Origin of the sequence: Streptomyces sp. PA03-1a (genome assembly GCF_033792805.1) — a bacterium.
Lineage (GTDB): Bacteria > Actinomycetota > Actinomycetes > Streptomycetales > Streptomycetaceae > Actinacidiphila.
Genome location: NZ_JARAVO010000064.1, coordinates 26,225 through 39,854, shown reverse-complemented (window position 1 = coordinate 39,854; position 13,630 = coordinate 26,225). Strand labels below are relative to the sequence as shown.

Genomic DNA, 13,630 nt, shown 5'->3' with positions numbered 1-13,630 from the left:
CCGTGAGCCCCCGTTTTCCCCGTGAGCCCCCGTTTCCCCCGTCGACCGACGGGCGCGGCCGCCCGGACATGCGACCCGGCGGCGTGCTCGTTACGATCGCCGTCGATTCTTCCGGTCCGGCGCCGCCGGTGGATCACCCCCGGGATGGAGTTCGCGGTCCACCCTCGGGTGGAGTGGAAGGCCGTCCGGAGAAAGGCGCGGGATCGTGATACGGGTCGTGATCGTCGACGACGAGACACTGGTCAGGACCGCCCTGCGGCGCATCCTGGAGTCCGCGGGCGACATCGGTGTGGTCGCGGACTGCGACAGCCGCGCGGCACTGGCCGCCGTCCGCGCGCGCAAGCCCGACCTGGTGCTCCTGGACACGGTGATGCCGGAACCCGACGGGCTGACCGTGCTGCGGGCCGTACGGGCGCTGCCCGATCCGCCGGCCGTCGCGATGCTCACCGGATTCGACACCAGCGCCCACATCACCGCCGCCATGCGCGCGGGCGCGACCGGCTTCCTGCTCAAGGACACGGCGGTCGCCACCCTCATCGACGCCGTCCGCGTGCTCGCCTCCGGCGGGACGGTCTTCACGCCCACCGTCAGCCGCGCCGTGGTCGACGGCTACCTGGGCACGGCCGACGCCCAGGAGGCCGACCCCGCCGGGGCGCCCCTGGACCGGCTGACCGGACGGGAGCGGGAGGTGCTGCTGCTGGTCGCCGGGGGCCTGTCGAACCTGGAGATCGCCGAGCGGCTGCACATCACCGTCGCCACGGTGAAGGACCACGTCCGCGCCCTGCTGCGCAAGCTCGACGCGCCGAACCGGGTGTCGCTGGCGATCCTGGCGCACCGGGCCGGGCTCTCGCCGGGGAGCGCCGCGTGAGGCTCCCCCGGGCCGTCGCCGACGGGTGCCTGGTCGCCGTCGCGGCGACCGAGGCCTGGGCGACCCGCTCCCTGGGCGGTCCCCTCGCGCTGTCGGCGGCGTACCTGGCCGCCGGCGCCCTCGCGCTGCGCCGCCGGCTGCCGCTGACGGTGCTGCTGGCGACGCTGCCCGCCCTGTCGCTGGGCTATGTGTGGCTGGCCCCCATGGCCGCGCTGTACACGATCGCCGCCGACGGCGGCGCCCTGACCGTGGCCCGCGCCCGGCGGCTGCTGCGGCGGGGGCCGCAGCCGCTCCCCGGCCGGAGGCGGATCCCGCCGCCCATGGTGGTGACGCTGGGCAGCGCGGCAGCCGTCGCCTTTGTGTCGTTCTTCCCCTGGCCGTGGATCGGGGAGGTCGACTGGGCCCCCGCCGCGACCGTGCTCGCGGTGCTGCTGTCGGCACTGCTGGCCGTGGCCCCGACGGCGCTGGGGCTGCTCGCCGCGTCACGCCGGGAGCTCGCGGCGCGGCTCGCCGAGCTGGCGGAGAGCCGGGAGCGGGAACGGCGGCTGGCCGCGGAACGGGCGGTGGTGCGGGAGCGCACCCGGCTCGCGCGGGAGATGCACGACACCGTGGCCCACCACATCAGCCTGATCGCCGTGCAGTCGGGCGCGCTGGAGGCGACCGCCCGGGGCGAGGAGGCGCGGGCCGCGGCCGGTACGGTGCGGCAGCTCAGCCGCGACGCCCTGGACGAACTGCGGCATATGGTGGGGCTGTTGCGGATGCCGGTGGCGGTGGGCGGCGAGGACGCCGGCCCGGGCCTCGCGGATCTGCCCACCCTCCTCGCCGCGGCCGGGCCGCAGGTGTACGGCGACCTGACCGCCCTGGGCCGGCCCGGGTGCCCGCCGCCGGTGCAGCACGCGGCGTACCGCACCGTGCAGGAGGCCCTGACCAACGTGCGCAAGCACGCTCCCGGCGCGCGCACCGAGGTGACCGTACGGCTCGCCGCCGACGCGCTGCACGTCGCGGTGCGCAACGCGCCGTGCGGCGGGGGCGCGCCCGGCCCGGCGCTGCCGTCCGGCGGCCACGGCCTCACCGGGCTGCGCGAGCGCGCCGCCCAGCTGGGCGGCACCCTGGACGCGGGTCCGGAGCCGGACGGCGGCTTCCTGGTGCGGGCGACACTGCCGCTGGCCGCGGACCGGTGACCCGGTGACCCGGCGGCTCAGTCCCGCGGTACGCGGACCAAACCCTCCTGGATGACGGAGACGGCGAGCCGCCCGTCCTGGGTGTAGATGCGCGCGGTGCCGAGCCCGCGCCCGCCGGAGGCCGACGGGCTCTGCTGGTCGTACAGCAGCCACTCGTCGGCGCGGAACGGCCGGTGGAACCACATGGCGTGGTCCAGGCTGGCGCCCACCACGTCGCCGACCGCCCAGCCGCCGCGCCCGTGGGCGAGCAGCACGGAGTCCAGCAGCGTCATGTCCGACACATAGGTGGCGAGGCAGACGTGGAGCAGCGGGTCGTCGGCGAGCTTCCCGTTGGTGCGGAACCACACCTGGGAGCGGGGCTCACGCGGCCCGGCCCCGGCGGCGAGGAAGGGCGGGGCGTCGACGTAGCGCAGGTCGACGGCGGCGCGGGCCTCCAGGAGGCGGTCCACGACCGAGGGGTCGGGGAACCGGTCCCTGTGCGGCCGCAGCAGCTCCTCGCCGGTGGGCAGGCTCTCCGGGTCGGGCGCCGGCGGCATCGGCTCCTGGTGCTCCAGCCCGTCCTCGTACGTCTGGAAGGACGCGGACAGGTGGAAGATCGGCTGCCCGTGCTGCACCGCGACCACCCGGCGGGTGGTGAAGGAGCGGCCGTCGCGGATGCGGTCGACCTGGTAGACGATCGGCGCGCCCGGGTCGCCCATGCGCAGGAAGTAGGCGTGCAGGGAGTGGGCGTCGCGTCCTTCCGGGACCGTGCGCCCCGCCGCGACCAGCGCCTGTGCGGCGACCTGGCCCCCGAAGACGCGGGGGACGACGGCGGGGCGGCTGGCGCCGCGGAAGATGTCCTGCTCGATCCGCTCGAGGTCGAGGAGATCGAGCAGGGACTGCAGTGCGTGGTTGGTCACGTGTGTCTCTCGGGGTCGGCGGACCGTCCGGTCACAGCCCCATCGACTTGGCGATGATCGACTTCATGACCTCGCTGGTGCCGCCGTAGATGCGGTGCACGCGGTTGTCCGCGTACAGGCGGGCGATCGGGTACTCCAGCATGTAGCCGTAGCCACCGTGCAGCTGGAGGCAGCGGTCGATGACCTTGGCCGCGGTCTCGGTGCAGAAGAGCTTGGCGCGCGCGGCGTCGGCGGCGGTGAAGTCACCGAGCTCGTGGGCCTCCAGGGCGCGGTCGACGACGGCCTGCATGGCGTCGACGTCGGAGGCGCACTCGGCGAGCACGAACTTGGTGTTCTGGAACTCGGCGACGCTCTTGCCGAAGACCTTGCGGTCGCGCACGTACTGGGCCGCGAAGCGGACGGCGGCGTCGGCCTGGGCGTAGGAACCGAAGGCGATCGCCAGGCGCTCGACCGGCAGGTTGTGGGCGAGGTAGGAGAAGGCCTTGCCCTCCTCGCCGAGCAGGTCCTCGACGGGGACCTTGACGTCGGTGAAGGACAGCTCCGCGGTGTCGGAGGTGCGCAGGCCGATCTTCTCCAGCTTGCGGCCGACGGCGTAGCCCTCGCTCGTGGTGTCGACCGCGAGGATCGACAGACCGCGGCGGCGGTCCTCCGGGGTGGCCGGCGAGGTGCGGCAGACCACCAGCACGCGGTCGGCGACCACGCCGCCGGTGATGAAGGTCTTGGCGCCGTTGAGGACGTAGTGGGTGCCGTCCTCGGAGAGCTTCGCGGTGGTGGTCATGCCGGCCAGGTCGGAGCCGGTGCCGGGCTCGGTCATGGCGATGGCGGTCATCATGTCGCCGCTGATGAAGTCGGGCAGCCAGCGCTTCTTCTGCTCCTCGTTGGCGAACTCCAGGAGGTACGGGAGCACCAGGCCGGTGTGCACGCCGCTGCTGCCGAAGCTGACGCCGGCGCGGGCGCACTCCTCGGTCACCACGGCGCTGAACTTCCAGCCCGTGATGCCGGCGCCGCCGTACTCCTCGGGCACCTCGATGCCGAAGATGCCCAGCTCGCCCAGGCGCCGGTAGAAGTCGCGGGGCGGGTACCCCGCCTCCTCCCACTCGGGGTAGACGGGCACGACCTCGTTGGCGATGAAGTCCCGGATCGTCTCCCGGAAGGCCTCGTGGTCCTCGTTGAATACCGTGCGACGCACTTGGCGCCTCCTCTGCACACTGGGCGATAAGCAAGCGCTCAGTAAGTTACTTCCCGGTTATGCGCGCTGTCCAGAGCGGCGAAGGCGCCCAGGGCCAGCCGGTGCAGCAGCACGGCGGTCGCCGCGCGGCCGGGCAGCCCCCCGTGCGGGCCGAGGTGCGGGGTGGAGTTGAGCAGGCCGAAGACGGCGTGCACGGCCGCGCGGACCTCGGGCTCGGCCGCCCCCGGGTGGACCTCGCGGACGACCGTGACCCACTGCTCGACGTACTGGCGCTGCAGCTGGCGCACGAGCTTGCGGTCGGAGTCCCGGAGCCGGTCCAGTTCACGGTCGTGGAGGGTGATCAGCGCCCTGTCGTCCAGGGCGAAGTCGATGTGCCCGCGGACCAGGGCGTCCAGCGCGGCGGCCGCGCCGTCGGCCTCGGCCACCCGCATGCGGCCCGCGGAGTGCAGCCGGCCGCTGATCCCGACGAGCAGCTCGGCGAGCATCGCGTCCTTGCCCGCGAAGTGCCGGTACAGCCCGGGGCCGCTGATGCCGACGGCCGCCCCTATCTCGTCCACGCCGACCCCGTGGAACCCGCGCTCGGCGAAGAGCCGCGCGGCCTCCCTCAGGATCTGGTCGCGCCTGCCGCTGGCCGCCTTGGCCGCCGTCCTCGTGGGCTCCACACCGCACCTTTCCGCGAGGCGTCCGGTCTGCGGATGCCCCCCGCGATCTCATCGTCCTACCATTCTAGACAGCCGTGTTAACGACCGCTAACGTGGTCGACAACACGTTAACGACCGCTAACTCCTCCGGGGGCCCGTGACATGGAAGCACCCGTCCTCGCCAGCGCCGCGGATCCGGCGAGCGAGGCCTACCGCGCCAACGCGAAGGCGCACGCCGAGCTGTCCGCGCGGCTGCGCGAGAAGCTCGCCGCCGCCGCGCTCGGCGGCGGCGAGAAGGCCCGCGCCCGGCACACCGCGCGCGGCAAGCTGCTCCCCCGCGACCGCGTGGACGGGCTGCTCGACCCCGGATCGCCCTTCCTGGAGCTCGCCCCGCTGGCCGCCGACGGCATGTACGACGGCCAGGCCCCGGCCGCCGGCGTCGTCGCCGGGATCGGCCGGGTCTCCGGCCGCGAGGTCGTGATCGTCGCCAACGACGCCACCGTCAAGGGCGGCACGTACTACCCGATGACGGTCAAGAAGCACCTGCGCGCCCAGGAGATCGCCCTGGACAACCGGCTGCCGTGCGTCTACCTGGTCGACTCCGGCGGCGCCTTCCTGCCGAAGCAGGACGAGGTCTTCCCCGACCGCGACCACTTCGGGCGGATCTTCTTCAACCAGGCCACCCTGTCCGCGCGCGGCATCCCGCAGGTGGCCGCCGTCCTCGGCTCGTGCACGGCGGGCGGCGCCTACGTCCCCGCGATGAGCGACGAGGCGGTGATCGTCCGCGGCCAGGGCACGATCTTCCTGGGCGGCCCGCCGCTGGTGAAGGCCGCCACCGGCGAGGTGGTCACGGCCGAGGAGCTCGGCGGCGGCGAGGTGCACTCCCGCACCTCCGGCGTCACCGACCACCTGGCCGAGGACGACGCCCACGCGCTGCGCATCGTGCGGAACATCGTGGCGACCCTGCCCGCCCGCGGCGCACTGCCGTGGACGGTCGGACCCGTCGAGGAGCCCGCCGTCGACCCGGCCGGGCTCTACGGCGCGGTCCCGGTCGACTCGCGCACCCCCTACGACGTCCGCGAGGTCATCGCCCGCCTCGTCGACGGCAGCCGCTTCGCGGAGTTCAAGGCCGAGTACGGCACGACGCTGGTCACCGGCTTCGCCCGGATCCACGGCCACCCGGTCGGGATCGTCGCCAACAACGGCATCCTGTTCTCCGAATCGGCCCAGAAGGGCGCGCACTTCATCGAGCTGTGCGACCAGCGCGGCATCCCGCTGCTCTTCCTGCAGAACATCTCGGGCTTCATGGTGGGCCGTCAGTACGAGGCGGGCGGCATCGCCAAGCACGGCGCCAAGATGGTCACCGCGGTGGCCACGACCCGGGTGCCCAAGCTGACCGTGGTCATCGGCGGCTCCTACGGCGCGGGCAACTACTCGATGTGCGGCCGCGCCTATTCGCCGCGCTTCCTGTGGATGTGGCCCAACGCCAAGATCTCCGTCATGGGCGGCGAGCAGGCCGCCTCGGTGCTGGCCACCGTCAAGCGCGACCAGATCGAGGCGGCCGGCGATACCTGGGCGGCGGAGGACGAGGAGGGCTTCAAGGCCCCCATCCGCGCCCAGTACGAGGAACAGGGCAACGCCTACTACGCGACGGCCCGGCTGTGGGACGACGGGGTCATCGACCCCCTGCAGACCCGCCAGGTGCTGGGACTGGCCCTGACCGCGTGCGCCAACGCGCCGATTCCGCAACGCGATCCGCAGGCGCCGGGCTTCGGCGTCTTCCGGATGTAGGGGGAGCACTCAGATGTCAGCGATGTTCGACACCGTCCTGGTGGCCAACCGCGGCGAGATCGCGGTCCGCGTCATCCGCACCCTGCGGCGGCTCGGGATCCGTTCGGTCGCCGTCTTCAGCGACGCCGACGCCGGGGCCCGCCATGTGCGCGAGGCCGACACCGCCGTGCGCATCGGCCCGGCGGCGGCATCCGAGAGCTACCTGTCGATCGAGCGGCTGCTGGAGGCGGCCGCCCGCACCGGCGCCCAGGCCATCCACCCCGGCTACGGGTTCCTGGCCGAGAACGCCGCCTTCGCCCGTGCCTGCGCGGAGGCGGGGCTCGCCTTCATCGGGCCACCCGCCCGGGCCATCGAGCTCATGGGCGACAAGATCCGCGCCAAGGAGACCGTCCGCGAGGCCGGGGTCCCGGTGGTGCCGGGCAGCAGCGGCAGCGGGCTCACCGACGAGCAGCTGACGGCCGCCGCCCTGGAGATCGGCACCCCCGTGCTGCTCAAGCCCTCCGCGGGCGGCGGCGGCAAGGGCATGCGCCTGGTGCGCGACACGGCCCTGCTCCCCGAGGAGATCGCGGCCGCCCGCCGCGAGGCGCGCGGCTCCTTCGGGGACGACACCCTGCTGGTGGAACGGTGGATCGACCGTCCCCGGCACATCGAGATCCAGGTGCTGGCCGACGGCCACGGCAACGTGGTGCACCTCGGCGAGCGCGAGTGCTCCCTGCAGCGCCGCCACCAGAAGGTGATCGAGGAGGCCCCCTCGGTCCTGCTGGACGAGGCGACCCGGGCCGCCATGGGCGCCGCCGCCGTGCAGGCCGCGCTGTCCTGCGGCTACGTCGGCGCGGGCACCGTGGAGTTCATCGTCCCGGGCGCCGACCCGTCCGCCTACTGCTTCATGGAGATGAACACCCGCCTCCAGGTCGAGCACCCCGTCACGGAACTGGTGACCGGGCTGGACCTGGTGGAGTGGCAGCTGCGGATCGCCGCGGGCGAGCGGCTGTCCTTCGGACAGGACGGGGTCGCCCTGACCGGGCACGCCGTCGAGGCCCGGATCTGCGCCGAGGTGCCCTCCCGCAACTTCCTGCCGTCGGCGGGCACCGTGCTGGCGCTGGACGAGCCCGTCGGCGAGGGCGTGCGCGTCGACTCCGGGCTCAGTGCGGGCAGCGAGATCGGCACGTCCTATGACCCGATGCTCGCCAAGGTCATCGCGTACGGCCCCGACCGCCCGACGGCGCTGCGCCGGCTGCGGGCCGCCCTCGCCGGGACGACCGTGCTGGGCCTGGAGACCAACACCGGCTTCCTGCGCCGCCTCCTGGCCCATCCCGACGTCGTCTCCGGCGAGATGGACACCGGCCTGATCGACCGGGAGCTGGCGGGCCTGGTGCCCTCCGAGGTGCCCGTCGAGGTGTACGCGGCGGCCGCGCTGCTGCGCCACGCGGCCCTGGAACCGGCGGCGGCCGGCGGAGCCTGGCGGGACCCCTTCTCCGTGCCGAGCGGCTGGCGGCTCGGCGGGGAGCCCGCCTGGACCGACCACTGGCTGCGGGTACCCGGGGGCGAGGCCGTGCGGGTCCGCGTCCGCGGCAGGGCTCCCGAGGCCGAGGTGCGGATCGACGAGGCCCCCGCGGTGCGTGCCCGGCTGCTGCCCGGCTCCGGACAGCGGATCACCGTTGAGTGGGACGGCGTCACGCACGCCTTCGGCCACGCCGGCGACTGGCTGGGCAGGGACGGCGACGGCTGGCGCCTGCAGCCGTACGACCCGGTCGAGGCCGCGCTGCGCGGCGCGGCGGGCGCGGGCGGGGTGGACACCCTGGCCGCGCCCATGCCGGGCACGGTGACCGTGGTCAAGGTCGCCAAGGGCGACGAGGTCACCGCGGGCCAGAGCCTGCTCGTGGTGGAGGCGATGAAGATGGAGCACGTCATCACCGCCCCGCACGACGGCACCGTCACCGAGATCGACGTGACCCCGGGCAGCACCGTCGCCATGGACCAGGTGCTCGCGGTCGTCGCCCCGCACCAGCAGGAGGCCGGGTGATGGCCGTCGAGCGAACTCCCGGGCTGCCCATGTCCGTGCCCCTGGACGGACTCCCGCGGCGGGTGCGCATCCACGAGGTCGGCGCACGCGACGGGCTGCAGAACGAGAAGGCCACGGTGCCCACCGAGGTCAAGGCGGAGTTCGTGCACCGCTTGGCCGACGCCGGGCTGACCACCATCGAGGCGACCAGCTTCGTGCACCCCAAGTGGGTGCCCCAGCTCGCCGACGCCGAGCAGCTGATGCCGCTGCTGGACGACCTGGGCGACGGGATCCGGCTGCCCGTGCTGGTGCCCAACCAGCGCGGGCTGGAGCGGGCCCTGGCCCTGGGGGTGCGCGAGGTCGCCGTCTTCGGCAGCGCGACCGAGTCCTTCGCGAAGGCCAACCTCAACCGCACGGTCGACGAGTCGCTGGAGATGTTCGCTCCCGTCGTCGCCGCCGCCAAGGAGGCGGGGGCGAGGGTGCGCGGCTACCTGTCGATGTGCTTCGGCGACCCGTGGGAGGGCCCCGTGCCCGTGCCTCAGGTGGCCGCGGTGGCCCGCCGGCTCTACGACCTGGGCTGCGACGAGCTGAGCCTCGGCGACACCATCGGCGTCGCCACCCCCGGCCACGTCGTGGCGCTGCTCGACACCCTGGCCGGCCTGGACGTGCCCGTCGAGCGGCTCGCCGTCCACTTCCACGACACCTACGGCCAGGCACTGTCCAACACCCTGGCCGCCCTCCGGCACGGCGTGGGCGTCGTCGACGCCTCCGCCGGCGGCCTCGGCGGCTGCCCGTACGCCAAGAGCGCCACCGGGAACCTCGCCACCGAAGACCTGGTCTGGATGCTCGACGGCCTCGGCGTCGAGACCGGGGTCGACCTCAGCCGCCTCACCGCCACCAGCGTGTGGATGGCGGAGCAATTGGGCCGACCGAGCCCGTCCCGTACCGTCCGCGCCCTCTCCCACCAGGAGTGACCACAGCCATGACGACCGCCCACCGGCTCCCCGCCGAGTACGAGGAACTCCGCCGCACCGTGGAGGAGTTCGCGCACGACGTCGTCGCGCCGAAGATCGGCGAGTTCTACGAGCACGACGAGTTCCCCTACGAGATCATCCGCGAGATGGGCCGCATGGGCCTGTTCGGCCTGCCCTTCCCCGAGGAGTACGGCGGCATGGGCGGCGACTACTTCGCCCTCTGCATCGCCCTGGAGGAGCTCGCCCGGGTGGACTCCTCCGTGGCAATCACCCTGGAGGCGGGGGTCTCGCTCGGCGCCATGCCGGTCTTCCGCTTCGGCACCGAGGAGCAGAAGCGGCAGTGGCTGCCCCAGCTGACCTCCGGCGAGCAGCTGGGCGCCTTCGGGCTGACCGAGCCGGACTGCGGCTCCGACGCCGGCGGCACCCGCACCACCGCCCGGCTGGACGAGGCGACCGGCGAGTGGGTGATCAACGGCACCAAGAGCTTCATCACCAACTCGGGCACCGACATCACCTCGCTGGTCACGGTCACGGCCGTCACCGGCCGCAAGGAGGACGGCCGCCCGGAGATCTCCTCGATCATCGTGCCCTCCGGCACCCCGGGCTTCACGGTGTCGAAGAAGTACAGCAAGGTCGGCTGGAACGCCTCCGACACCCGCGAGCTGTCCTTCTCCGACTGCCGTGTGCCGGCCGCCAACCTGCTGGGCGAGCGGGGCCGGGGCTACGCCCAGTTCCTGCGCATCCTGGACGAGGGCCGGATCGCCATCGCGGCACTGGCCACCGGTCTGGCGCAGGGCTGTGTGGACGAGTCGGTGGCCTACGCCAAGGAGCGCACCGCCTTCGGCCGCCCGATCGGGAGCAACCAGGCGGTCGCCTTCAAGCTCGCCGACATGGAGATGCGCGCCCACACCGCCCGGCTGGCCTGGCGGGACGCGGCGTCCCGGCTGGTCGCAGGGGAGCCCTTCAAGAAGGAGGCGGCGATGGCCAAGCTCTACTCCTCGGAGATCGCGGTCACCAACGCCCGCGAGGCCACCCAGGTGCACGGCGGCTACGGCTTCATGAACGAGTACCCGGTCGCGCGCATGTGGCGGGACTCCAAGATCCTGGAGATCGGCGAGGGCACCAGCGAGGTGCAGCGCATGCTGATCGCGCGCGAGCTCGGCCTTCCGGCGTAGTTTTCGCCACCTCCCTGCCCGATATCGGGCAGAAATCTTGCGATCAGCCTCCTCCTTCCCTCAGTATCGACCGGTGCTCGAACGCCAGACGACACATGACGACCTCGTCGACCACCTGGTGCGGACCACGCCGCTGCAACGCGGCGAGGCCGCCCGGGTGGTCCTCGACATCCTGGCGTACTTCGACGAGACGGCCGAGGACTTCGTACGGCGCCGCCACCGCGAGCTGCAGGCCAAGGGTCTGCAGAACGCGGAGATCTTCGAACGGATCACGGCCGAGCTGCCGTACCGGGCGGTCACGCCGCCCGGGTACTCACTGCGGCAGCTGCGCCGCATCGTCTACGGCTGACAGCGAGACCGGGCCGCCTCGAGCGACCGGGAGGGACGGAAACATGTGTGGAATCGTCGGCTACATCGGGAAGCGTGATGTCGCCCCGCTGCTACTGGAGGGCCTGCAGCGGCTGGAGTACCGCGGTTACGACTCCGCGGGCATCGTGGTCGCCGGCAAGTCCGGCGGGCTCAAGGCCGTCAAGGCCAAGGGCCGGGTCCGTGAGCTGGAGGCACGGGTCCCCAAGCGCTTCGCCGGCACCACCGGCATAGCCCACACCCGCTGGGCCACCCACGGCGCCCCCAGCGACGAGAACGCGCACCCGCACCTCGACACCGAGGGCAAGGTCGCCGTCGTCCACAACGGGATCGTCGACAACGCCGCCGAGCTGCGCGCCAAGCTGGAGGCCGACGGTGTGGTCTTCGCCTCCGAGACCGACACCGAGGTGATCACCCACCTCGTCGCCCGCTCCCAGGCCGAGTCCCTGGAGGAGAAGGTCCGCGAGGCGCTGAAGGTCATCGAGGGCACGTACGGCATCGCCGTCATGCACGCCGACTTCCCCGACCGGATCGTCGTGGCCCGCAACGGCTCGCCGGTGGTCCTCGGCATCGGCGAGAAGGAGATGTTCGTCGCCTCCGACGTCGCCGCGCTGATCTCCCACACCCGCCAGGTCGTCACCCTCGACGACGGCGAGATGGCCACCCTGAAGGCCGACGACTTCCGCACCTACACGACCTCGGGCACCCGCACCACGGCCACCCCCGAGACCGTGGAGTGGGAGGCCGCCTCCTACGACATGGGCGGTCACGACACGTACATGCACAAGGAGATCAGCGAGCAGCCCGACGCGGTCGACCGCGTGCTGCGCGGCCGGATCGACGACAAGTTCTCCACCGTGCACCTGGGCGGCCTGAACCTCGACGCCCGCGAGGCCCGCGGCATCCGCCGCGTGAAGATCCTCGGCTGCGGCACCTCGTACCACGCCGGGATGATCGGTGCCTCGCTGATCGAGGGCCTGGCCCGCATCCCCGCCGACTCCGAGCCGGCCTCCGAGTTCCGCTACCGCAACCCGGTCGTGGACCCCGACACCCTCTACATCGCCGTCTCGCAGTCCGGTGAGACGTACGACGTGCTGGCGGCGGTCCAGGAGCTCAAGCGCAAGGGCGCCCGCGTCCTCGGCGTGGTGAACGTGGTGGGTTCCGCGATCGCCCGTGAGACCGACGGCGGCATGTACGTCCACGCCGGCCCCGAGGTCTGCGTCGTCTCCACCAAGTGCTTCACCAACACCGTCGTCGCCTTCGCGCTGCTCGCCCTGCACCTGGGCCGCATCCGCGACCTGTCGGTGGCCGACGGCAAGCGGATCATCGAGGGCCTGCGCAGGCTGCCCGAGCAGATCCAGGAGATCCTCACGCAGGAGGAGGACATCAAGAAGCTGGCGGCCGAATACGCGGACGCCAAGTCGATGATGTTCATCGGCCGGGTGCGCGGCTACCCGGTGGCGCTGGAGGCGTCCTTGAAGCTCAAGGAGATCTCCTACATCCACGCCGAGGCCTACCCGGCCTCCGAGCTCAAGCACGGCCCGCTGGCCCTGATCGAGCCCGCGATGCCGACGGTCGCGATCATCCCGGACGACTCGCTGCTGGAGAAGAACCGCGCCGCGATGGAGGAGATCAAGGCCCGCAGCGGCCGGATCCTGGCGGTCGCGCACCAGGAGCAGGCGAAGGCGGACCACACGATCGTCGTCCCGAAGAACGAGGACGAGCTCGACCCGATCCTGATGGGCGTCCCGCTCCAGCTGCTGGCCTACCACACGGCGCTGGCCCTGGGCCGGGACATCGACAAGCCGCGCAACCTCGCGAAGTCCGTGACGGTCGAGTAGCCGACGGCCCCGGCACGCACGAGGCCCCCCGCGCCCTTCGGCGCGGGGGGCCTCGCCGTTGCCTCCCCGGACGTCAGGCCGCGTGCCCGCGGTGCGGCATGGCCAGCCGCCAGCCGTCGGCGAGGGCGCGCCGGCCCCACGTGGCGTTGGTGAGCAGTGCGGTCCCGCCGTACCAGGCGACCGCGCCGGCCGCGAGGCCGACCCAGCCGCCCGCCTTGCCGAGGCCGCTGTTGGAGGCGAGTGCCGCGATGCCGGACAGGGCCGTGGCCACGGTCAGCAGCCCGAAGACCGCCTGCGCCACGCCGCCCATCTGCCACGCGGCCATGGTCAGGCTGAGCGCCAGCAGCGCCCACAGGAGCATGAAGAGCCCGGCGGCCTCCTTGCTCGCGCCCGCGCCGGACCCCGCCGACCAGGTCACCCAGAAGGCGCCCAGTGAGGCGAAGGCGGTGCCGGTGAAGCCGTTGCCACCGTAGAACTCCCACATGCCGGCGACGAATTGCGTGACGCCGCCGACGACCAGCGCGAGCCGCGCGGCGTCCGCCGCCGCGGTGTTGTCGAATACGCCGGTGCTGAGCAGCCCGTAGGCGATCAGCGTCAGGCCGAGTGTCAGATATCCCAGAGCCGTAGCACCGGCTCCTGCCGTGCGCGCCGTGGAGACGTCGTTGTCCACCGCGGGCCCCCTTCGTGTACGAGGGAAGAAACT

Annotated in this window: 12 protein-coding genes; 8 read left to right on the top strand and 4 right to left on the bottom strand. The window is 72.9% G+C overall.

From position 1 onward, the window contains the following. Window positions 1-217: 217 nt before the first annotated feature. Together PV341_RS16775 and PV341_RS16770 are read left to right on the top strand one after the other, a co-directional pair. The gene (locus PV341_RS16775; protein ID WP_500322799.1) at window positions 218-868 is read left to right on the top strand and encodes a response regulator; all 651 of its coding nucleotides are present in this window, start codon (window positions 218-220) and stop codon (window positions 866-868) included. Then, the gene (locus PV341_RS16770) at window positions 865-2,049 is read left to right on the top strand and encodes a sensor histidine kinase (RefSeq protein WP_500358234.1); all 1,185 of its coding nucleotides are present in this window, start codon (window positions 865-867) and stop codon (window positions 2,047-2,049) included. Before PV341_RS16775 ends, PV341_RS16770 begins: the two co-directional genes overlap by 4 nt. A 17-nt stretch (window positions 2,050-2,066) precedes the next feature. Here the strand turns inward: PV341_RS16770 and PV341_RS16765 are convergent, their stop codons facing one another. The 3 genes from PV341_RS16765 to PV341_RS16755 are packed head-to-tail and all read right to left on the bottom strand — an operon-like array spanning window position 2,067 to window position 4,799. Then, entirely contained in the window at window positions 2,067-2,948 is an 882-nt protein-coding gene (locus tag PV341_RS16765; RefSeq protein WP_500358233.1) for an acyl-CoA thioesterase, read from the bottom strand. Between the two features lie 31 nt (window positions 2,949-2,979). Continuing rightward, window positions 2,980-4,137, bottom strand: coding sequence for an acyl-CoA dehydrogenase family protein (locus PV341_RS16760; RefSeq protein ID WP_499511992.1), 1,158 nt, complete (start codon window positions 4,135-4,137; stop codon window positions 2,980-2,982). A 38-nt stretch (window positions 4,138-4,175) separates the two neighbouring features. Continuing rightward, window positions 4,176-4,799 (bottom strand): TetR/AcrR family transcriptional regulator, encoded by a 624-nt coding sequence (locus PV341_RS16755; RefSeq protein WP_499511993.1) that lies wholly within the window; start codon window positions 4,797-4,799, stop codon window positions 4,176-4,178. Window positions 4,800-4,940: 141 nt separating this feature from the next. Here PV341_RS16755 and PV341_RS16750 point away from each other — a divergent pair, with 141 nt between their 5' ends. The 6 genes from PV341_RS16750 to glmS all read left to right on the top strand — a co-directional run bounded on the left by PV341_RS16750 (window position 4,941) and on the right by glmS (window position 12,927). Continuing rightward, window positions 4,941-6,569 (top strand): carboxyl transferase domain-containing protein, encoded by a 1,629-nt coding sequence (locus PV341_RS16750; protein ID WP_500358231.1) that lies wholly within the window; start codon window positions 4,941-4,943, stop codon window positions 6,567-6,569. Window positions 6,570-6,591: 22 nt separating this feature from the next. Then, window positions 6,592-8,592, top strand: a complete 2,001-nt coding sequence (locus tag PV341_RS16745; protein ID WP_500323048.1) for an acetyl/propionyl/methylcrotonyl-CoA carboxylase subunit alpha — start codon at window positions 6,592-6,594, stop codon at window positions 8,590-8,592. Continuing rightward, window positions 8,592-9,545, top strand: a complete 954-nt coding sequence (locus PV341_RS16740) for a hydroxymethylglutaryl-CoA lyase (protein WP_500358229.1) — start codon at window positions 8,592-8,594, stop codon at window positions 9,543-9,545. Before PV341_RS16745 ends, PV341_RS16740 begins: the two co-directional genes overlap by 1 nt. Window positions 9,546-9,553: 8 nt before the next feature. After that, window positions 9,554-10,720: an acyl-CoA dehydrogenase family protein gene (locus PV341_RS16735; RefSeq protein WP_499511996.1), complete on the top strand. Its 1,167-nt coding sequence runs from the start codon at window positions 9,554-9,556 to the stop codon at window positions 10,718-10,720. Window positions 10,721-10,793: 73 nt separating this feature from the next. Next, window positions 10,794-11,069 (top strand): hypothetical protein, encoded by a 276-nt coding sequence (locus PV341_RS16730; RefSeq protein WP_500322792.1) that lies wholly within the window; start codon window positions 10,794-10,796, stop codon window positions 11,067-11,069. Between the two features lie 43 nt (window positions 11,070-11,112). Beyond that, window positions 11,113-12,927 carry a glutamine--fructose-6-phosphate transaminase (isomerizing) gene (gene glmS, locus PV341_RS16725; RefSeq protein ID WP_500322791.1) on the top strand — a complete coding sequence of 605 codons (1,815 nt, stop codon included), beginning with the start codon at window positions 11,113-11,115 and terminating at the stop codon, window positions 12,925-12,927. 73 nt (window positions 12,928-13,000) lie between these two features. Here glmS and PV341_RS16720 read toward each other — a convergent pair whose 3' ends face one another. Next, window positions 13,001-13,597: an acetate uptake transporter gene (locus tag PV341_RS16720; protein ID WP_500358227.1), complete on the bottom strand. Its 597-nt coding sequence runs from the start codon at window positions 13,595-13,597 to the stop codon at window positions 13,001-13,003. Window positions 13,598-13,630 lie beyond the last annotated feature (33 nt).